Below are 19461 nucleotides of genomic sequence, written 5' to 3'. Positions count from 1 at the left end.
ATTGTTTAGTTGGTTACAATATAAAATGCATTTGTTTTATATATAAAAATCTATTTACATTTTAAATACGTCATTTACGAAAACGTTGTAAAAAATAGCGGGTTGACGTAGCTTAAAACTACAAAAAATGCAATAAAAACACTAATCAAAAGCACAAATGACGTAGTTATGACGTAGTTAAACATTAAGAATAACGTAATTTAAAGTGTGTTTTATTTAAAGTTTAGCAAATAAGTGGTCAAAGAAATGTCATTTTCTAATTTTAATTTCTTTTTTAACCTGTATCTGTGCGTTTCAACGCCTCTTGGAGAAATATTCATTAGTGGTGCAATTTCTTTAGTAGATAAATTCATTTTGATGTAGGCACAAATTTTTAAATCTTTTGGTGTAAGCTCTGGATATTTTTGAATTAGACTTTTAAAGAACTCATCATGAACCTGATTAAAATTATATTCAAATATTTCCCATTCATCTTTATGAGCAATCGAGTTATCAACCTTCTTTAATAGTTTCTTATACGAATAGAAATTGTCGAAATTATTTTTGTTTTGAGTAAGTTCATTTTTAATCTCTAGCAATGTTTCATTTTTCTTCACGAGTGCCATTGCTGTATTGGCTAATTGCTTACTTTTTAATTTAATTTCATTTTTAAGAGATTCGTTTCTAAGCTCGATGATATTCTTTTCATTTTCAATTGTTTTTTCTCTTATCAATTCTTCCTGCTCTCTTTCAAAAGCATTCTGCAACAATTTCTGTTCTTTATCTATTTTTCGTTTATGTAAAGCATACATGATAAAAAACACAATACAAGCTATAAATGTATACAATGCATAGCCAATCTTATTTTTATACCAAGGAGGTAAAATATTTATATCTAATTTTGTTGTAGGAGACACTTTTCCGAAGCTATTAACCGTTCTTAGACCTATACTATATTCACCATCTTTAAGATTTGATAAGGTTAATTTATGGTTTTCTAGCTTATACCATTTTTTCGCGTCTAAATTTAGCAAAGCATACTCAAAAAAATGATTTACAGATTTAGGAGATGACATATGTATATCTATTTCTTCTCCGAATTTTAAATTAATTATATCTGCATTAGAACTAAAATTCAAAGGATTATTACTAATCTCAATTCTGTCTATTGAAGGCTTGAAAACAGTTTTTTCCTTGTGCACTCTACTATCAATAAGCATAAAGCCATCGTTTAAATTGAGAGCGTAGGTCGAATCACTAATTTTTGATACATTTTCAAATCCAACAATGAGTCTATTATCAAACACATCATTTGACAACGAAAATGTATGGTCATTATTTACAAAAGATTTAAATGTAATGATGTCGTTATCATTTTTAAGCACGAGTTTATTGACATCTGGTTCAGAAACCACATAAGCATCTTTTCCTAAACTTTCATTCAAAAGCTTAAAAGGCACAATACTATCGAGTAACGGTTCATACTTTTGCCACCCACTATTGGTTTTAAAGCAAATATCATTTTTAATTTTTAAAACCCTAATGTTATAGTTTGACCAAATCCCTTTGTCTTCATAATTTTTGATAGAAACAATGGTGTCAAACTTATGATCAAATTTTATTTTATATAACCCTTTGTAAGCGTGTGCAGCCCAAGCAGTAGTTTGATCTTCAAAGACCAGAAACCTAATAGGCATGGTCGTTTCTCCTAAATGTTTTACAGACCAATTGGGTCCATTTTTTCTAAACCGTACTAATCCGGTATATGTACCCTGAATGAATACATTATTTTTTTCAGGTGCTTTTTTAATTACATAACCACCGGTATTAACCGATATTAATTCAACATTTTTGTTTTTGACTAAAAATGTTCCATCATTATGCCCACAAAACAGCTCGCCATTCACTTCTTTTAAATCCCATACCTGACCTTGAGTTCCTTTAATAAATTGAAGTTTATTTTTATCATCCAAATAAAAGAGTCCGGTATTACTTCCAATATAAATAGTATCCTCAAAATTGATGACATCATAAACCGCTCCCAATTTTCCCGAAACATCATTAAAGAAATAATTATGGCTACTCAAATCTACAGATGCCAATCCGTTATCTAAACCTATCCACAACGTATTATCAACATCTAAATACTGACTTAGAACGGTGTTATTTACCAATCCGTTTTCTTTGTTGACATGAAAAATAACGTCACCTTCCCTATTTGTTAAATAAACACCATCTTTGATGGTACCAAAGACCATTCTTCCGTCTTCAAGCATTGAAAAACTATTAAGCTGATGTTGTTTTATAATGTCATTAATTTCAAAGTTAACAGGTTTCAAACCTGTCTGGTCATAAACAAAACAGCCACGTAGAGAGGTTGTGATTAGCAACTTGCCATCATATGGGGTAATTGAAATGATTTTAGCATCAATAAGAACAGCTTCATTAATAACAGGAATTAACTCCTCATTCTCTAAAATATAAGTTCCCCCTTTAAGCGTCGAAATATAAAATTTACCATCAGCAACACTACACGAAATAACTACCGATTGCGGTTTTTTCTTTTTTATAGTATCCTTATCTTTATCGTAGATATAAATATTCAAGAAAGAACGAAAAACGATTAGATTTTTATAAGGTACGATTTGCCAGATTTCTTCATTTTTAGAAATACTATCTTTTATTTTATCACTTAAAGATTCATAAATTAAATCGCCTTTATCATCGCTTTTCCAGAAACCAAACTCTTCATAGGATCCTGTGTAAACCCTATTATCTATGGCCATAACAGAACGAAGCGTTGTTTTATTTGGCAACTCATAAAAATTCCATTTGAGTCCGTCATATTCTAATAACCCTTTATTATTTGCTACATATACTTTACCATTATCTGCGCGAGAAACATCCCAGTTTTGGTTTCCAGCGTTGTATTCCGATAAAGAATAGTTTTCAAAATAAGGGGAGTATTGCGCAACTAGTCGACTTGAGGTAAGCAACACCAGTAAGGTTAGGTAAATCGAATAACACTGTAATTTAAGTACACGCTTCATTAAATAGGCTTGAGTCGTTTAACTGTATATTAATAGGACTAAATATACTTATCTTTTTCGAACCTAGACTAAGAATTCAAAGCTAGTTGTGTTTTGATTACATCTGTAAAAATTATGAAAAAACACTAATAGCAATTTTCTGATTTTTATGATGCAGAATAAAATTCATTTAAAGCAACTATACTTCAAAAAAAGAGAAGAATGGTGAGTTATTAAACTGAAATTAAATTATAAAAAATTATTCTTCCGGATTATTTCTCTTAAAACAGATATATGCTCTTTGACTTCCTGAAACAGAAAGTAAAACCAACTAAATTTATGGATTTTACTGTTTCTTTTGTAGTTTTCGTAATACTACTTGCTTTTATCAATGATTTGTTCTTCAATTTCTTTAAAATCTTTTAAGCGAGGAACATGTTTTGATCCTTTTAATAAAACAACGGTTTCTAAAGAAGGAAAAATACCTTTAGCTCTTTTTATCAATTTTTTACCTGGAAACATGATGTCTTTTTCAGCAGCAAAAATACTGATTGGTGTTTTTAGGTTTTTAGCTACATCTTTAGCAATTACGGGAAGTGGTGAGAAATCCATATTGCAATATTGAAATGTATTTGACATATAGTTTAATGCAAAATCATCATATTCAGAAAACAGTACGTTCATTACTTTCTTAATATACTTTTGATTATTGGTTTTGATAAACTTTTTTAATGGCATAAACATCTTAAATAAGCCAATAAGCGGATTTCCATTGACAATATAAACTGGAGCAATAAGAAAAGTGTGTTTTATAGACGTTTCATTAAACTCTAAGGCTTTTAAACTGATGAAGCCTCCAAACGAAAAACCTACTAAAGTAACCTCTTTGAGCCTTAGTTTTATAATGATTTCTATTAACCACTTTCCGTAATCTAAAGATTTCATATCTAGCCTATTCTCAGCACTTTTATTAGGTTGCGCTAACACATCTACCGCATACACGCAATACTTTGAGGCTAAATTGGGGAAAGAATCTAAAATTTGAGGCGCACAACCTCCTGTTCCGTGAATCAGAATTAAAGGAGGGTTTTTAGAATCACCAGTAGTAATCACATTCGTCACTCCAAACTTTGTTTCTACCAATTTTTCTGAATATTCAATATTCAGTTCCTTTAACTTTTGATTGTAAAGGGTTAGGATTTTTTCTTTTTCTTCTTTTGATTTAAAAAACATAGACTGTTCGTTTTTTGATTTATAAATTAACGATTACTACATTACCTACTTTACGTCCAGTCTCAAGATATTGATGTGCTTTTGAGATATCTGATAAACCATATGTACGATCTATACTAGTATGTAATTTACTTTGTTTAAAAAAATGAACCAGTTCGTTGAATAATCGCTTTAAATCTTTGGTCTTTTTCATGCCTGTTGCAGTAAACTTTACTTGTTTTGAGTTCCATAACATTTGCCAAAGTATTTGAATGCTTAACACTGGTGTCATAAAAATTCCATCAGAACTAATTATTTTTTTTGAGTCTTTATAAGATAGCTTCCCCACAGCATCATAAATTACATCATATTTATATGGTAACTCATTGAGGTTAACTTTGGTGTAATCTAATACGTCGTCGGCTCCTAATGCTAATACAAAATCAATATTCTTTGCACTACAAACTACTGTAACTTTTGCTCCCACTAACTTTGACAGTTGAACTGCTGCTGAACCTAAACTTCCGGAAGCACCATTGATTAAAATATGCTGTCCTTGTTGAATATTTGCAATGTCTTTTAAGAAGTTATAAGAGGTTAAAAAACCATCACAGATTGGTGCTGCTTGAGAATGAGATATCGTATCTGGTTTTAGCTCAATGACCATATCTTCTGAAATACACAAATAGTCGGCATTACAACCATTGCTAAATAGTTTTTCGCCAAAGACCTCATCACCTATTTTAAATGTTGTTATTTGCTCTCCAACAGACTCAACGACACCAGAAAAACCAGTCCCTAAAGCTGTGTTCTTGGGTTTAAAAAGGCCTAAAAACAATCTACCAAATTTAGGTATACCTTGGCGCATCATTGTATCTGCTCTGGTTACTGATGATGCCTTAATTTTCACTAAAATCTCATTTGGTTTTGGTGATGGAATTTCAACATCAATTATCTGAATCACTTCTGGCGAACCGTATCTTGTATAAATTGCTGCTTTCATAATTACTCTTATTTATTGCAAAGTTGAATTTAATTAAGCTATTAAAGGTTTGTGTTTTACAATCGGAACACTGTTTCTACAAATAGGGTGAGCCCACCACATGAAAAACCAAATCCCAAACAATATGTACAATTATTGCTGCTAGCAAACCGCGTTTCCAGTACACCCAACCAAAGAAAGATCCTGTGATAAGATTACCTATCATGGTAGAACTTACAGTTACCAAAGTGAGATTTGAAAAGTTTTTTGATAGCGGTAAATGCATTAAACCAAAACATAATGCCGTAATAATTATACTTACCCAAACCACGCTTGCTAACGGTTTTGTTTCTTTTTTGAAACGCTGAATTACTACTACAATTAGTGACATTAATCCTAACCGAAACATAATTTCTTCCGTAATTCCTGCTGAAAAAGACACAATAGCATAAAACGGTTTGGCTGGTCTTTCAATAATACTTGTTACAGGAAAGTAATCTCTGATTAGTTTATGAACCAAAAGTATTATCAATGCTAAGACTATACTAAAAGCTAAAGGATATAATAGTGTTTTGAAAAAATGAGGTTGTGTTCTGTTTTTTTGATTTAAAAAAAAACTTTCAATTACTGGCGCACCCAATTCTGCTTTCTTTGAAATCCATAAACCAACAAAAACCAAAATTACACCTAAAATAAGACCATAAAGCCCTGTTTGTATAACATCAATAAATATGGAATCTGACAGCTTTACATTTGCATCACCTGCCTCAATTTTTAATCGTTTTAATTCTCTACTAAATGGGATATTTAGAAGCGTACCTATTACGAATAGAATAACTACAACCGTTGCAGTTTTAAAGCGACTTTTATTGCTTGTTATCATTTTGTTTTGCTAATTTAAATTCATTTGTTCTTTTTATCTGTTCTTCAAGGTTCCATTCAAAATTAAATCTGTTTTTTAGAAATATAGCAATAGAATCTAACCCTATTGCTGTTCTTCGTTCATCTATATTTTCTGGGTCAAAAACTGGCCAAAGATTAAAACTTTTAGTTTCTGGGTAGTATTTCATTTGTCCGCCATAGATTTGTAAATCCCCTCTTTCAGTTGCAATTCTGTCTTCTGCTCTAACTAAAAAACGTGGTTCTAATTTTTTGTCTTTTACAGCCTGTCTCATCATTGGAAGGTATTGTATTCTAACTTCATTATCTGAATGTTGTATAACATTACAAATTGTCCAATTACCACGTTCTCCAATCATATTCTTAGTTGGCCAACCATGTTTTTCTAGAATAGTCTTTACTTTTTTCTCGTTAATGACGTGATTTTTATCAATAATTGAATCTTGTACTTTCACTAAATTATGGTCAACGCCATATATAGAAATTAGGGAATCTCTCGATCTAATTGGAAGCTGTTCAGTTGCCCAAATCTCGTCTATTTGTACTATTAAGTTTTCTCCCTTTGCCTCTTTGATTTTAGTATTACACGAACTAAATACTATTAACACTAAAAGAGTCAATAAATAATACGTTTTTTTCATTTTCTTATACTTTATTATTACTAGATTCATTTATTGACTCGTATATTATAATATTCATGTTTTAGAAAAGGGCTTATAACCAACTAAACCCTAACCCAACATTAAAGATTACTGCATCTCTATGCGCATCTCCATCTAAAGACGCACGACCCAACACTAATTTAGATTGAACGTTAAGCGCAAAGTTGTTCTTTTTGTAAATTTCGTAACCTGTACTTGCCATAACAGCACAACCAAAGTTCCAATCGTCGTTTACATCGTCTTTAATATCATATAGTGCTGGCGCATCAATGGCTAGGCCAATACCTCCATGAATCCACCAGCGATCTTTTATCCAATACTGTAGTGATGGAATAAACCCTCCAAAGTGCCTGTCATTATCTTGAAATTCGTATATATTCCCTGGTAAAGAGACTGTAATGGCGAGTTTTTCATTTAACATGTGACCAAACTTTAAATCTGGAAAAACGAAGGTTCCTTGAGATTTATCGAATGTTTGAATACCAGCACTATCTTCGAGACTTATAAGGCCTCCACCAACTACAAATTCGAAGATGAAACCCTCTCTTTGTGTTGTTGCTTCTTGATTTGTGTTTTGTGCGTATGTTAAACTAGTTACGAATGCAAAGGCCACACAGGCGATTCTTAAAAAAATTTGTTTTTTGATTGTTTTCATTTTAATTGATGTCATAATTGTTCGTTTTTTGATTGATGATTTTGATTGATGATGTTTTTAATTGAGTGCAAATTTCCTATAAAAAACAGGTGATTATGAAGCTAAATAACCGAACTGTTGATTTAGAATGATGAATTGTTGATGATCAATAACGTCTTATACTATATCTGTTTAAAAACTAATAACGCTGTTACTCAATAGGTAAAATCCACTATTTTGCTTATTTCTAAATTTCTTTTTGGGGTAGTATTTATCCTTTTAAAAAAGCAGAAAACTATTATTGGATTAGAGTAAGAATTTCAGCAACTAATAATATTAACTATTTCTATTTTGGCTTTTTTTGAGTGCCATATTCAAGCGCTGCTCCAATGGCAATAACTAAAACAAACCATAGTTGCATATTTGAGGTTAAATAACCAACTACAGTCCCAAGTATAATCCCTATGCCTAGTTTGACGCCTTTTTTAGTTTTCATTTTTTCCATTGATTATAATATTCTTATTTATTTCAAAATTAATGTAGCAGACAGAATTTAAAGTTCTACTTTATGAATCCGAACGAACTTCAATAATTGAGATGAATTAACACCTATCATTTGAGCTTAACGGCTGTTTGTCCGTACAAGACAAATGAATTAAAATCGCTCGATTTTAAAAATTTGACATTGATTCCAGTGTTAGGATTGATAAAACTTACATCTTCGCCTTCCACTGAAATAAGATTATATATATCACCATTTGGAAAGTGAAGTAAAAGTTGATTATTCGTTTCTTTAAATGTTACCGAAAGCTCCACTTGATTATTCCATTTATATTTCCCTGTAAGTTGTTTTAATAATGCTGTATCTGATTGATTTCGTTTAACAGATGTGCGTTTAAAGTGATTCCAATTGTACAATTGAGAAGCTGATAATAGCAATTCATTACCTAAAGCACCACCATTATCGGAATTGATTAAATACACCAATCCATTTCCCGTATTAAGATCTATGGTCATACCTGTACGATATCCTGCATTACCACCATAGTGGGTGATGGCAAAACCTGTATCTGACTTATCTACTATTAACCCATAAATATGACCATCACGTTCTTGACTGAGTATCGATTGAATTTCTGACTTTGAAAAAACTGAACTTTGACCTTGATAGCCTTTATAGATTTCAATTAAAAATTGAGCCATATCAGTAGCATTACTCCAAAGTCCGGCTGCTGCCTGTTCTGGATGGTTTCTCCAGCCGCCTTCTAGAACAACTCCATTTGACGTATAGCCTTTAGCGACTTTACTTGAATCTGATAGTTGCAATGGTTGTGTGAATTCAGAATTCTCCATACCAATAGGTTGAAGGATCCATTTGTTCATTATTGCAGAAAACTCTTCATTAAAAATATCCTGAAGTGCCACTTCAGCTAAGGTATAGCCACCACCCGAATACGCTAACATTTCATTAGGTACTGAAATGACTTCTATGGCAGGTGAATTAACACCTTCACTACCCTTTAAAACCTCAACATCACTTGGCATAGCAAGGTCTTTGGCATAGCCTTGATAACCACCAGAAGTAATTCCAGAAGTATGCGCAAAGATATTACGAAAAGTTACTGGATTTTCAGATGTTTGTTTGCCTTGTGGCAATTGGTAACTTTCTAAGTATTTTTCTATATGCTCATCTAAGTTTATTTCTCCTGCAGTATGAATTCGTAAGGCCGCAAAAAAAGTTACGGGTTTCGATAAAGATGCTGCTTGAAAAATGCTATTGTCATTTAAATTTTGACCTGAAAAACTTGGATTTTGATACATACTTGCCCATTCTATTTTTCCATCATTAATAACGGCAAGCGAGAGAGCAGGTATTTTATATTCGGACATTTTATTTGCTATAGTACTATAGTGCTCCGGCTCTTCCAGAAACTTCACTTTTCCAATGATTTGATTCTCTAATTGGACTTTACTTTTTAATGGCTTATCAGAATACGCAACGAGTTCTTCGTTATACACAAAATCATCTTGCTTTTGCGTTAGCTTAATAAAGTTTTTAACCTCAGGTGCATATAACCAGACTTCATCTACGACCGCATTATAACCTCTAGAATTTGTGATCTTACCATTATAGTGAATGGTGTACGCCATAAAAGTTCCAGCTTCTACCGTTTCTTCTTTATAGGATAATACTTCAGCGTTCATTTGTTGCTTTCCTGTTGTACCATCCTGACTTGTCCAGTTTTCTTCATAAACCCACTTTTTTCCTTCTTTAAGTGGCCAATCGTACTTTGGTGTCTTACTTTCTTCAGGTTTTACCATTTCTGAAACAGGAATCGTATCCTTACCGATAGTTATATGCAACTCACCATTAACTTCTATTATTTCTCGAGTGTCTATCCCTTCAGATCTAACCTCTCCTTCGGTGGTTACGCCTTTATACTTCCATACCCATGTTTCTCCAATAGCGTAATCGGCTAGTGTTGGTTGTTGGGTTATACCTGATTTAGCTTTCTCATTACAAGCACTAAGAATTACCAAAGCAAATAGTAGAATAAATCGATTTTTCATTTTAATTGATTTCATAATTATTCGTTTATGATTGATGCTCTTTTAAATTAAGCTGCAAATTTTCTATAAAATATAGATGTTTCGGAATCCAAATAACTGAGCTGTTGATTTAAAATGATGAATTGTAGATTTTCTATAAGTTCTTAATACTTTTTAGTGTTCATTTCTACATTTTCATTTAATTTTTGATAAAATTAAGTAGACTACAGAATTAAAAAGTTCTACTTTAAGAATCAGAACTAAGTTTATAATCATTACGAGTCTTTTAAAACCTCAATGAACATGCATGGCGTATCGTATTCTTCAAATAGCCATCTCCCAAATAATAGGAATAATATTGGCAATAGTTTTCGATTTAATTTCTCTATTCATCCAATCTCATAATCATTTTTCTACCAGCTATATCAAGCTCTTGTTTTAGAATTTTTCTGGTTATCATATCAATGTAATACGTAATTATAGCTGAGTTGTTTGAAATCTCGTCTGTAGTTTCAACCTTCCATACTTGTTTTAATTTCCCATGGTGTTTTATGGTTGTTTCTTCGGTACTTTTTATTGTTGCAGTTATAACACCAATGTTTGATTTTGGATTGTAGTCAAAAATTGCAATAGTTTTAAAATAGCCGTTATTTAAAGGTAAAAGTCTTAATAGTTGTGGGTAAAAATTACTATCAAAAAATGATTTTTTAACTTCTTCCGATATTTTAGTTTTGGTGTTGGTTTGCTTATCTAAATAATAACCTGTTATGTTTTTACCGAATTTTAAAACCATATCTCTTTGTTGATTGTATGAAGAATGATAAATAGGCTTTAAGTTTTTCGTTCCAACTATAGTACTATCTACCCAAGTACCAGCTGATTGTTTTATGACTACAGTAGTTATAACAGTCACACTACCTTTTCCTTTCTTAATTTTAGTAAAAATGTCTCCAATGTTAATTTCAATTGAATCCTTTACCATAAACCAAGACATTTTTGATGTTTCTGACTTAAGCAGATTGATATTGGCAGGATTATTTTGTGGGCTTAATAATAGTTCTTGGCTAATTACTTGAATAGAAATGCCAAGAACAAACAGTAATAAGCAAATTGTTTTTTTCATTTTTTAAAATTTTTATTTTAACTCCAAATACCAGTTGCAGCGGTTTCTTTCGCGAAGACTTCAAAATCCTTTGCTGGTCTGCCTAACACTTTGGCAACATCATCAGAGACTTCTTGATTATCTGGATTTCCTAACACTTCTTGGAATAAATACCCGAATAACCATACATAAGAATCAGGTAATCCTGCTTTTTTCATACCTTCCTTAAATTCGTCAATAGTAATTGGCACAAATTGTATATGCTTGTTGGACGCCTCTGCCATAATTCCGACGACTTCTTTAAACGTTCTTTTTTGAGGTCCAGTAACAGTTATGGTTTGTCCGTTATAACTATCATCTAGTAGGACTTTTGAAACAACGTCTGCGATATCATCTGCATCCACAAATGGAATTCTTGCTTCTGGCATAGGCAATGCCACAACGCCATTCTGTACAAAATCCAAAAATGCACCTTCACTAAAATTTTGATTAAACCATGAGGCTCTCACCAACGTATAATTTAAGCCTGAATTGGCAACGATGTCTTCACAAGCTTCAGCTTCAGTTTCACCTTTTCCAGAAAGTAAAACCACTTTTTTTAAACCAGCCTTTAAAGCTTTTTCTGATAATGCGGTTATTGCATCTCTTGAACCTGGCACTGCCAAATCTGGATAATATACAATGTATGCTCTATCCATATTTTTTAAAGCAGCATCATAGCTTTCAGGATTCTCCCAATCAAAAGCTGGATTTGTTTTTCTGCCAACAACTCTTACGTTGTGTCCGGATTGTGTTAAATTTTCAGCAACTCTACGACCGGTTTTTCCAGTCCCTCCAATAACTAAAATGTTTTCTGATTTCATGATTTTAAATTTTAAATGTTTATAATTTTTAAGTTGTTTATTTTGTATAAATAAGTCCTATTAACAATAGAGCAAATGAGGTAAATGAGGCAATAGTTCGTTGCATGTGCCAACGGTTCCAGGGTTGCTCAAATTTGGTTCTCAATTCTTTAAGTTCAACTGCCGAAAGATTATCTAATACAGTTTTATCAAGTACCTCATTGAGCGGAACATTTTTAAAAACTGTGATAAGACCAATACCCAAGAAAAACAAAATTGCAGCCACCATAAATGACCAGAATGTTGTTGGATGTGTATTACGATGTAAAAAGGCATTAATGAATAAGAGCAATACTGGTCCCAAAAAAACGATGAGAAAACTAGGGTTGATAATAGCACGGTTCATTGCTTGAAATGATTGCAAGAACCCTAAGTCATCCAATTTGCCAATGCCTGGTGTTATAGCGTTAGACCAGGTAAAACATAAACCTGCCGTTAACCCTGTAAATAAGATGCTTAGCATTAATACGATAATTTTAAAGTTTATTTCCATTTTGATTGCTTTTTGTGGATGATATCCAGGTTAATAAGTCTTGATACTCTTTGGAGGTGAGTTTTATTTTTTTACCCTTAGGCATTCTTTTTTTTATGAATACCTCCTTGTACACATCATTTGCCCAACCATTCATGTTTTTTTCAGTAAACACTCTACGTCTATTGCGTTTATGATGACATACGTTGCACTTATTGGTTAGAATTACAAAAGCTCTCGCCTTTTTAAAATCCTTTGTTCTTGTCATCACAGAAGCAAAATATTCATTCTCTTCCGTTATCGCTATTGATTCATTTAACTCCAACGTAACACTAAGAATTACTATTATGATTAATTTTACTACGCTTATCATGGTGCTACTTTTTTAAGCATATATGTTCCGAAGTATTGTACGATGTAATAGAACTCCACGACAATGATGTAAAACATGGGATCACCAAAAAATTCTGAATAACTGCCTCCAGCAGGTATAATAAATACGGGTACTGTAATCAAAATATCCAATAAAGTAGCCATGAGAACAAAAGTTAGTGCTAATGCGCTTGGTTTCATTCGTCGCTTTAGATAAAACAAATACGTTCCTAAACAAGCGCTTGGGATAATCGCTAAGACTAGTACTATGTTAGATTGCAACTCTATGTTGTCAATTAGAGGAAAATTAAAGGAAAGCAAGTAAAAGCTAACCCCTAAAGCCCAGACTAATACGCCAAGAGCAATACTAAATAATCTGTTGGTTATCATAATCTTTGTTTTTAAATTATGACACAAATCTATAGTCATTCCTAATCAGGTACTTATTCTAAAAGAAGTATGATTTGTTCGAAAAGCGCATCAAACGATAAATAAGGTATTCAAGCTTTTAGTAACTTGATTCGAATAGAAGTTTATTTAATTTGACTAGGACGATAGCCGAATTTTTTTACAAAAGCATTAGAGAAAGAACTCAGGCTATCATAACCAACTTGCCATGCAGCCTCTTGTACCGTAGCTTCTTTGTCACTAATAAGTTTATGCGCTGAAGCAAGCCTTTCATTTTGAAGATATTTGAATACTGGCACACCAAAAATGGCCTTAAACTCTCTTTTGAGTCTGGTAGTATTAAATCCAATGGCTTTAGAAAGCTCCGAAAGAGAGGGAGGATTATCTAAATTTTCTAATAGTATATCTTTTGCCTTATTTAATTGTTTCCTATGTTGTGGTTTTGAAGCTTCTTCTTGTTTTATAGCAAGTTGACCAAAAAAGTGGGATAACAAAGCTGTAATTTGGCTTCTAAAAAACATCATTTTAGTCTTGCCAGAATAGTTATTTGTGAAAAAGGCTTCCAAGATACTCTCCATCTCGGGTGTCATATAGAAACAAGGTCCCTCCACGTAGCTGTCTTTAGGCTTTACCAATTCGTGTAATAAATCGGAAAACAATTCACCCTCTTCATTTGGTAGTTGTTCTAGATTACTCAGCTTAGTCGCTACAACGATGCATTTTAAACTCTTATTTGGGCTTACAGTATGTTCAAATTCTACGTGTTCGTCTGCATAAAATGATAGGGAAAGTCCTTTGGTGTATTCAAAATCTTTTTGGTCTTGACCGTATTTTACCGCTAAGTTTACATTACCAGAACCGTAAAATGCAACGCCTACTATGGGTTCATCAAAACGACACGAGTCAACTTCTATTTTAGTAGAATAAGCTTCTTCAACCAAAATAATAAAGTCATTGATATGTATAAAATCACGTGTCATCGATAACCATAAAATTAAAAAATTAAAGTTAAAGAAAACACGTAAAATTACATTAACTATATCAACAGAGTTGGATAGGTTGACTCAATATAGGCTCATCAGTGTTGTGATTAATTTTGTAAACTATTCTCTTTGTGTTATTTTTCCTAACGTTATAATGTTCAGAGTTCAAAAGAATAGTTACGCACTTTCTCTTTCATTTCCTTTTCGAGATTAGTGTCTATTACCTTACCGTCTTTGAAATTATCGTAGAAATTAGGCAATGAAAATGTGTCTGTGATATTAGCTCCCATAAACGGAAAGTAGGCACTTGCCGATTCTAATACCGTTGCTCCACCTCTACCTCCTGGCGAGGTTGCCATTAACAGCATTGGTTTTTCTCTCCATATTTTCATATTTACACGAGACAACCAGTCTATAGTGTTTTTAAACACTGCTGCATAGGATCCGTTGTGTTCTGCAAGAGATATTATAAATCCATCCGCAGTATTAAGTAACTTATCCAATTTTTTAATAGCAGTAGGGATGCCATTTTCAGCTTCATAATCAAGCCCATAAATAGGCAATACATAATCGTTTAAATCAATTGAAATAATATCTACATCTTTTAATAGGCCTGATGTGTACACCAATAAATTTTTATTGATGGATTTTTGACTATTACTCCCTGCGATTGTGATTATTGTTTTCATAATTATTGTTTTTTTAAGATTAAATTATCTAGCGACCATTTTCCGCTACCATTAACTATTATGGTTAAAGCAAGACCGATAATTAGAAGTGAATATTCGTAACCTTCACCTGCTTGATTACCATACCAATTCATAAAAAAGCCATTTTCTAATTGCGTCATATAAATGATGCCTATGAACATTCCTGCAAGTGCTAATGCCCAAAACCTGCTGAAGAGTCCAAGAATTAGTGATATTGAGCCAAAGAATTCAATCATAATTATTGAGAATGCTACAATACTTGGTAATCCCATTTGAGTTGTAAATGATTCCATAGTTGCCGTATAACCATAACCACCAAAAAGACTTAATAGTTTCTGTGCACCATGCGGAAACATGACTAAACCAAGTGTTAATCGTGCAATGCTAAATCCAATATTTGGATGCGTTTTTAAAAGTTTTTGTACTAAATGTTTCATACTATTTAAGATTTAAAATTGTTTATAAAGTGTTTCGGTAATACACACCGAAAGATGATTGTTCTATAGGTGATTGCCCATATTGGTCAAAACCAATACCAATACCAAACTGATGTCCGTTAAATGATACGCCAGTTCTCAATTGCTGAAAACTTCTTGAATGTGTTTTAAATTCATCCCAAACGGTTAAAAACTGTCCGTTGAACCAAAGAGTGATTTTATCGTTTATGGGTTTATTGAATTGAAATTGTGCAAATGCTTCGGCATAGCTAGCATCCTTTTGTTCAGAATACGCTAGCGTAGGAATAATTACAAATACGACTCGTGAATGTTGTAGTGTGAACTTTGCTGACAATCGTTCAGAATATCCAGAGAAACTGTTGTAATATAAAGATGGTCCAATAGCAATAGTTTTATTAATGTTCCAGAATAACGTTGGTTGCACACCTGTCTCATCAAAGCTTTGGTTTTCGTCATCTCTAAATTTCTGAAAAAACGCGAGCGTATTAACACTTAGAGTTTCGCTCTTATTAAGAGTGTAGCTAGAGTATAATGTAAAATCTGTCTTATCTAAACCAGAAAACAGTTCTACTTGTGTAAATTGAGCTTGTAAATAGTTGGCAAACCCAATTGTTAAAAATGATGTGATGATGATTACTTTTTTCATGCTTCAAAATTCCGATAGGAAGACATGAAAAAAAATGAACTAGTTTAAGACTTTTACATTCTGTTGACTTTAGAGATAATTTTACTCATAAACTCTGGTGTAATGCCAATATATGCTGCCAAGTCTTTTTGGGTAATTCTATTAATAATGTTAGGATATTTCCTTTTAAAAGCAATGTATCGTTCTTCTGCGGTTAAGGATATGCTATGGTTAGAACGCCTTATGTAGCTTATGAGTGACCTTTGATATAGTATGCGATAAAACCGTTCAAATTTTGGTATTTCCTGAAACAGCAAATCATAATTAGCTCTAGAAATTCCTAATAATTCAGAATCTTCAGTAGCTTTAATAAAATAACGTGTGGGCTCTATGGTCATAAAACTAGCCATGTCACCTGTCCAATAATCTTCAACAGCAAACATAGAGATGTGAGGCGCGCCACCTTCATCCAGCGTATATACCTTTAAGCATCCTTTTGTTATAAAATACTCGTATGTAGTAATGTCGCCTGCCTGCATTAAAAAGGTTTTCTTTTTTACTTTTATGTCTGTAAGCAAAGACATATACTTCTGTTTTTCAAGCTCGGTTAAATCAATAAACCTGCTAACATTATCAATAATGAGTTGATGTGAGTTCTCCAATTTCAAGATGCTTTTTCGACTGTACTCAAATTTAACTATTTGACGCTACTTATTGAAAAGCTTCGCTTAATTTCTTAACAAAGTATAAGAATAAAAAAGTGTCTACAAGCTTTTACGATAATCGTTTGGTGTCATTCCTACTAATTTCTTGAAAAACGTATTAAATACTGTTTTAGAGTTAAAACCACTATCGTATGCCACTGCCATAATGGTTAAACTTTTATTTTCTTCTAAAAGTACTCGTTCTTTAAATTCCTCAACTCTAAAAGTATTCACATATTCAGAGAAGTTTTTTTGAAACCCTAGGTTTAATAATTGAGAAACGTAATTGGTTGGCAGTTCTAAGTAAGAGGCTAAATCTTTTAATGACAAGTCTGGATTTAAGTACAATTTATAATCCATCATAATCTGTTCAAGTTCCTTTGTGTACTTCTCTATTTCGTCTTTATTTAATAGTGCTTGTTTGTACTTTTTCTTTTGTTTGTAGTTGTCGTTATCTGGAATAGCTTTAAGCATAATATCTTTAAATCCTTTGTGAGTTTTTAAAGGCTTAAGAATTGGTGATGGATTTAATACTAAAATTAATGGTAAATGATTATTGTATGCTTGCGTTATTAAATCAACCACCTTTTCATCATTACCTAATAACGCATTAACTAATATTAAAAATGTTAATGCCTTATCTACAAGGGCTGTTGATAAATACGTTTCTAGTTCTTTTAATCCATCATTACACTTTTCCGTTTCATTGAGCTTTGCATAACACATGGTTTCACCTCCTAATTTGGTAAGGTCTTTCACAGAAACTCCTTCAAGTGAACCAAAGTACGTCAAAGCTTCATTTGATTTGCCTGATAGTAATAAACAAATCCCGATGTAAATTGGCGGAAAGGGTAATTTAGGGTCTAGCTCCAAAGCTTTTTTTAAGAAAGGTATTGCTGTAGTGTATTCTTCTTTTAAGTAATACAAAAACCCTTTATAATGATGATTGATAGCGGCATACGGATCTAATTGTAATGCTTTTTCAAGGTAATTATGTGCTGCATCTAATTTCCCTTCTACTGTCAAAAAATTAGAAATGGTTAAGTAAATATCGTCTGCTTGCTGCATCTCCAAAGCCTTATGAGCGTGCTCGTAAGCTTTCTTAAGATTCCAATTTTGCCAGCATTCTATCAAAGCCAAATTCAATTGTGACCTTGATGAGTTTGAGTCTAACTCTAATGCCTTTGACAAATAAGGCTGGGCCTTCTCGTAAGCTTCAAATGCAGGTAAAAGTCCCATAGTCCCCATATTAACATAGGCTAGATGTATATCTAAATAGGGATTGGGAAAATTGGGTGATTTAAGTATTACGTCTTTTAAGATATTGATACCCTTAATTGAATTTTTATAATCCAACTTCATGATGTAATACCTTCCTTTCAGGTATTCTCTATAGATAACTACAGGCACATCAATAGGCGCTACTAGCTTATCTTCTATCTCAATATGACCTACATGTTCACGTAATTTTTCAGCAATAAACAGACTAATTTCATCTTGAATTTCAAAAATGTTTTCTGGGTTTCTATCAAAGGTTTCTGACCAGAAATGAAAATCGTCTACAGTATCAATCATTTGCACTGTAATACGCATTTTCTTCTTTGAAGTTCTTACACTACCTTCAATAAAGGTAGCTACCTCTAATTTTTCTCTTATTTCCTTTGCTGTTACTGACTTGTTTTTAAAATAAAATGAAGATGTACGGGAAGTAACAGAAAGTTGTTTGATTTTTGCTAAGGCGTTTATAATTTCTTCTGTCAATCCGTCGCAGAAGTATTCGTTTTCAATATCACTACTCATATTGACGAAAGGAAGTACTGCTATAGATTTTTGATTGATCAAATGTTTATTTTATAAGGTCAAATTTAAAAATTAATAATAAATTGGTGTATCAACGATTCTATAAACAACAGAGAGACAGGTTTGGTAAGACGTATGTAATTGTTTTCAACTCTATTTACCGATACAGAAAAGGACTTACAAATATTGATAGATTCTCATCTATAGAAAGCACAAATTTGAGACAAATATTATCTAAATAATTAAAAGCAAATGAAATTCGTAAATTTGATTTTAGAATTAAATTTAAATGAAGATTAAAGAATTAGCTTTATTTACAAACCAATTAGATACAGCAAAAAAATTTTATTCTAAATTACTTGGAGTAAAAATAATTGAAGATAAACCTGATCGCTTTACATTAAAAATTGGCTGGAGTAAATTGACATTTTTAAAATCTAATGAAGATTATAAGTACCACTACTGCTTTTTAATCCCTTCTAATAAATTCATAGAAGCATTAAGTTTTATGGAGGAAAAAGTTGATCTCATTGACATTGATAAAGGGAGAAAAACACAACGTTTTGAAACTTGGAACGCAGATTCTTTTTATTTTTATGATGGAAGTGGTAACGTTGCAGAGTTTATTGTAAGACATGATTTAAAAAACCAATCCTCTCATTCTTTTAGCTTTGAAGATGTCATCTGTGTTAATGAAATAGGGTTGCCAACATCATCCATTGAAGACACTAATACTATATTGAAGAAAGAATTGAATTCTGATTTTTGGAAAGGCGACACAAAACATTTTGGAACCAACGGAACTCAAGAAGGATTATTCTTATTACCAAATTATAAAACAAGAACTAATTGGTTTCCTACAGAACTAACGATAACTCCTTCTCCTTTTAAAGCTGCCATTGAAAACAATAATTCTTTATATGATTTTGATTTTTTTAATGAAGATATAACAGTTAAAAAGCGTTAATTATAAGAAG

Annotated in this window: 20 protein-coding genes; 1 reads left to right on the top strand and 19 read right to left on the bottom strand. The window is 32.2% G+C overall.

The window, feature by feature from the left end:
- Positions 1–212: 212 nt before the first annotated feature.
- The 19 genes from N4270_RS07205 to N4270_RS07115 all read right to left on the bottom strand — a co-directional run bounded on the left by N4270_RS07205 (position 213) and on the right by N4270_RS07115 (position 18526).
- On the bottom strand, positions 213–3029 hold the full coding sequence (locus tag N4270_RS07205) for a LuxR C-terminal-related transcriptional regulator (protein ID WP_260096352.1): 2817 nt from the start codon (positions 3027–3029) through the stop codon (positions 213–215).
- A 354-nt stretch (positions 3030–3383) separates the two neighbouring features.
- Positions 3384–4241, bottom strand: coding sequence for an alpha/beta fold hydrolase (locus N4270_RS07200; protein WP_260096351.1), 858 nt, complete (start codon positions 4239–4241; stop codon positions 3384–3386).
- A gap of 19 nt (positions 4242–4260) precedes the next feature.
- Positions 4261–5223: an NAD(P)-dependent alcohol dehydrogenase gene (locus N4270_RS07195; protein WP_260096350.1), complete on the bottom strand. Its 963-nt coding sequence runs from the start codon at positions 5221–5223 to the stop codon at positions 4261–4263.
- A 76-nt stretch (positions 5224–5299) separates the two neighbouring features.
- Complete coding sequence (locus N4270_RS07190) at positions 5300–6085, bottom strand: CPBP family intramembrane glutamic endopeptidase (protein ID WP_260096349.1); 786 nt, start codon at positions 6083–6085, stop codon at positions 5300–5302.
- Positions 6069–6743, bottom strand: a complete 675-nt coding sequence (locus tag N4270_RS07185) for a DUF6624 domain-containing protein (protein ID WP_260096348.1) — start codon at positions 6741–6743, stop codon at positions 6069–6071. Before N4270_RS07185 ends, N4270_RS07190 begins: the two co-directional genes overlap by 17 nt.
- Before the next feature lie 73 nt (positions 6744–6816).
- A complete protein-coding gene (locus N4270_RS07180) occupies positions 6817–7434 on the bottom strand; it encodes a hypothetical protein (protein WP_260096347.1) in 618 nt (205 codons plus the stop codon).
- A gap of 310 nt (positions 7435–7744) precedes the next feature.
- On the bottom strand, positions 7745–7903 hold the full coding sequence (locus tag N4270_RS07175; RefSeq protein ID WP_260096346.1) for a hypothetical protein: 159 nt from the start codon (positions 7901–7903) through the stop codon (positions 7745–7747).
- Positions 7904–8010: 107 nt separating this feature from the next.
- Positions 8011–9984, bottom strand: a complete 1974-nt coding sequence (locus N4270_RS07170; RefSeq protein WP_260096345.1) for a serine hydrolase — start codon at positions 9982–9984, stop codon at positions 8011–8013.
- A gap of 349 nt (positions 9985–10333) precedes the next feature.
- The gene (locus tag N4270_RS07165; RefSeq protein ID WP_260096344.1) at positions 10334–11071 is read right to left on the bottom strand and encodes a hypothetical protein; all 738 of its coding nucleotides are present in this window, start codon (positions 11069–11071) and stop codon (positions 10334–10336) included.
- Between the two features lie 17 nt (positions 11072–11088).
- Entirely contained in the window at positions 11089–11913 is an 825-nt protein-coding gene (locus N4270_RS07160; RefSeq protein WP_260096343.1) for an NmrA family NAD(P)-binding protein, read from the bottom strand.
- 37 nt (positions 11914–11950) lie between these two features.
- Complete coding sequence (locus N4270_RS07155; protein WP_260096342.1) at positions 11951–12445, bottom strand: DUF1772 domain-containing protein; 495 nt, start codon at positions 12443–12445, stop codon at positions 11951–11953.
- Positions 12429–12797 carry a hypothetical protein gene (locus tag N4270_RS07150; protein ID WP_260096341.1) on the bottom strand — a complete coding sequence of 123 codons (369 nt, stop codon included), beginning with the start codon at positions 12795–12797 and terminating at the stop codon, positions 12429–12431. The genes N4270_RS07155 and N4270_RS07150 overlap by 17 nt, the downstream gene beginning before the upstream one ends.
- Positions 12794–13186 (bottom strand): hypothetical protein, encoded by a 393-nt coding sequence (locus N4270_RS07145; protein ID WP_260096340.1) that lies wholly within the window; start codon positions 13184–13186, stop codon positions 12794–12796. The genes N4270_RS07150 and N4270_RS07145 overlap by 4 nt, the downstream gene beginning before the upstream one ends.
- 143 nt (positions 13187–13329) lie before the next feature.
- Positions 13330–14184, bottom strand: coding sequence for an AraC family transcriptional regulator (locus N4270_RS07140; RefSeq protein WP_260096339.1), 855 nt, complete (start codon positions 14182–14184; stop codon positions 13330–13332).
- Positions 14185–14345: 161 nt separating this feature from the next.
- Positions 14346–14876: an NADPH-dependent FMN reductase gene (locus tag N4270_RS07135; protein ID WP_260096338.1), complete on the bottom strand. Its 531-nt coding sequence runs from the start codon at positions 14874–14876 to the stop codon at positions 14346–14348.
- Positions 14877–14878: 2 nt separating this feature from the next.
- Entirely contained in the window at positions 14879–15334 is a 456-nt protein-coding gene (locus N4270_RS07130; protein WP_260096337.1) for a DoxX family protein, read from the bottom strand.
- 22 nt (positions 15335–15356) lie between these two features.
- Positions 15357–16001 (bottom strand): hypothetical protein, encoded by a 645-nt coding sequence (locus tag N4270_RS07125; protein ID WP_260096336.1) that lies wholly within the window; start codon positions 15999–16001, stop codon positions 15357–15359.
- Positions 16002–16054: 53 nt separating this feature from the next.
- The gene (locus N4270_RS07120) at positions 16055–16642 is read right to left on the bottom strand and encodes a Crp/Fnr family transcriptional regulator (protein ID WP_260096335.1); all 588 of its coding nucleotides are present in this window, start codon (positions 16640–16642) and stop codon (positions 16055–16057) included.
- Between the two features lie 102 nt (positions 16643–16744).
- On the bottom strand, positions 16745–18526 hold the full coding sequence (locus tag N4270_RS07115; RefSeq protein WP_260096334.1) for a helix-turn-helix domain-containing protein: 1782 nt from the start codon (positions 18524–18526) through the stop codon (positions 16745–16747).
- A 247-nt stretch (positions 18527–18773) separates the two neighbouring features.
- Here N4270_RS07115 and N4270_RS07110 point away from each other — a divergent pair, with 247 nt between their 5' ends.
- Positions 18774–19451, top strand: coding sequence for a VOC family protein (locus N4270_RS07110; protein WP_260096333.1), 678 nt, complete (start codon positions 18774–18776; stop codon positions 19449–19451).
- Positions 19452–19461 lie beyond the last annotated feature (10 nt).

The organism is Psychroserpens sp. SPM9, assembly GCF_025153525.1.
Lineage (GTDB): Bacteria > Bacteroidota > Bacteroidia > Flavobacteriales > Flavobacteriaceae > Psychroserpens.
The sequence above is the reverse complement of the archived record's forward strand: the minus strand, read 5'-3'. Positions and strand labels throughout refer to the sequence as shown.

Bases quoted from the DNA above. Each gene is read 5' to 3' on its own strand.
- N4270_RS07125 (WP_260096336.1), bottom strand. From the start codon at position 16,001: ATGAAAAAAGTAATCATCATCACATCATTTTTAACAATTGGGTTTGCC.
- N4270_RS07140 (WP_260096339.1), bottom strand. From the start codon at position 14,184: ATGACACGTGATTTTATACATATCAATGACTTTATTATTTTGGTTGAA.
- N4270_RS07110 (WP_260096333.1), top strand. From the start codon at position 18,774: ATGAAGATTAAAGAATTAGCTTTATTTACAAACCAATTAGATACAGCA.
- N4270_RS07180 (WP_260096347.1), bottom strand. From the start codon at position 7,434: ATGACATCAATTAAAATGAAAACAATCAAAAAACAAATTTTTTTAAGA.
- N4270_RS07195 (WP_260096350.1), bottom strand. From the start codon at position 5,223: ATGAAAGCAGCAATTTATACAAGATACGGTTCGCCAGAAGTGATTCAG.
- N4270_RS07155 (WP_260096342.1), bottom strand. From the start codon at position 12,445: ATGGAAATAAACTTTAAAATTATCGTATTAATGCTAAGCATCTTATTT.
- N4270_RS07160 (WP_260096343.1), bottom strand. From the start codon at position 11,913: ATGAAATCAGAAAACATTTTAGTTATTGGAGGGACTGGAAAAACCGGT.
- N4270_RS07135 (WP_260096338.1), bottom strand. From the start codon at position 14,876: ATGAAAACAATAATCACAATCGCAGGGAGTAATAGTCAAAAATCCATC.
- N4270_RS07200 (WP_260096351.1), bottom strand. From the start codon at position 4,241: ATGTTTTTTAAATCAAAAGAAGAAAAAGAAAAAATCCTAACCCTTTAC.
- N4270_RS07150 (WP_260096341.1), bottom strand. From the start codon at position 12,797: ATGATAAGCGTAGTAAAATTAATCATAATAGTAATTCTTAGTGTTACG.
- N4270_RS07165 (WP_260096344.1), bottom strand. From the start codon at position 11,071: ATGAAAAAAACAATTTGCTTATTACTGTTTGTTCTTGGCATTTCTATT.
- N4270_RS07190 (WP_260096349.1), bottom strand. From the start codon at position 6,085: ATGATAACAAGCAATAAAAGTCGCTTTAAAACTGCAACGGTTGTAGTT.
- N4270_RS07185 (WP_260096348.1), bottom strand. From the start codon at position 6,743: ATGAAAAAAACGTATTATTTATTGACTCTTTTAGTGTTAATAGTATTT.
- N4270_RS07145 (WP_260096340.1), bottom strand. From the start codon at position 13,186: ATGATAACCAACAGATTATTTAGTATTGCTCTTGGCGTATTAGTCTGG.
- N4270_RS07130 (WP_260096337.1), bottom strand. From the start codon at position 15,334: ATGAAACATTTAGTACAAAAACTTTTAAAAACGCATCCAAATATTGGA.
- N4270_RS07175 (WP_260096346.1), bottom strand. From the start codon at position 7,903: ATGGAAAAAATGAAAACTAAAAAAGGCGTCAAACTAGGCATAGGGATT.
- N4270_RS07205 (WP_260096352.1), bottom strand. From the start codon at position 3,029: ATGAAGCGTGTACTTAAATTACAGTGTTATTCGATTTACCTAACCTTA.
- N4270_RS07170 (WP_260096345.1), bottom strand. From the start codon at position 9,984: ATGAAATCAATTAAAATGAAAAATCGATTTATTCTACTATTTGCTTTG.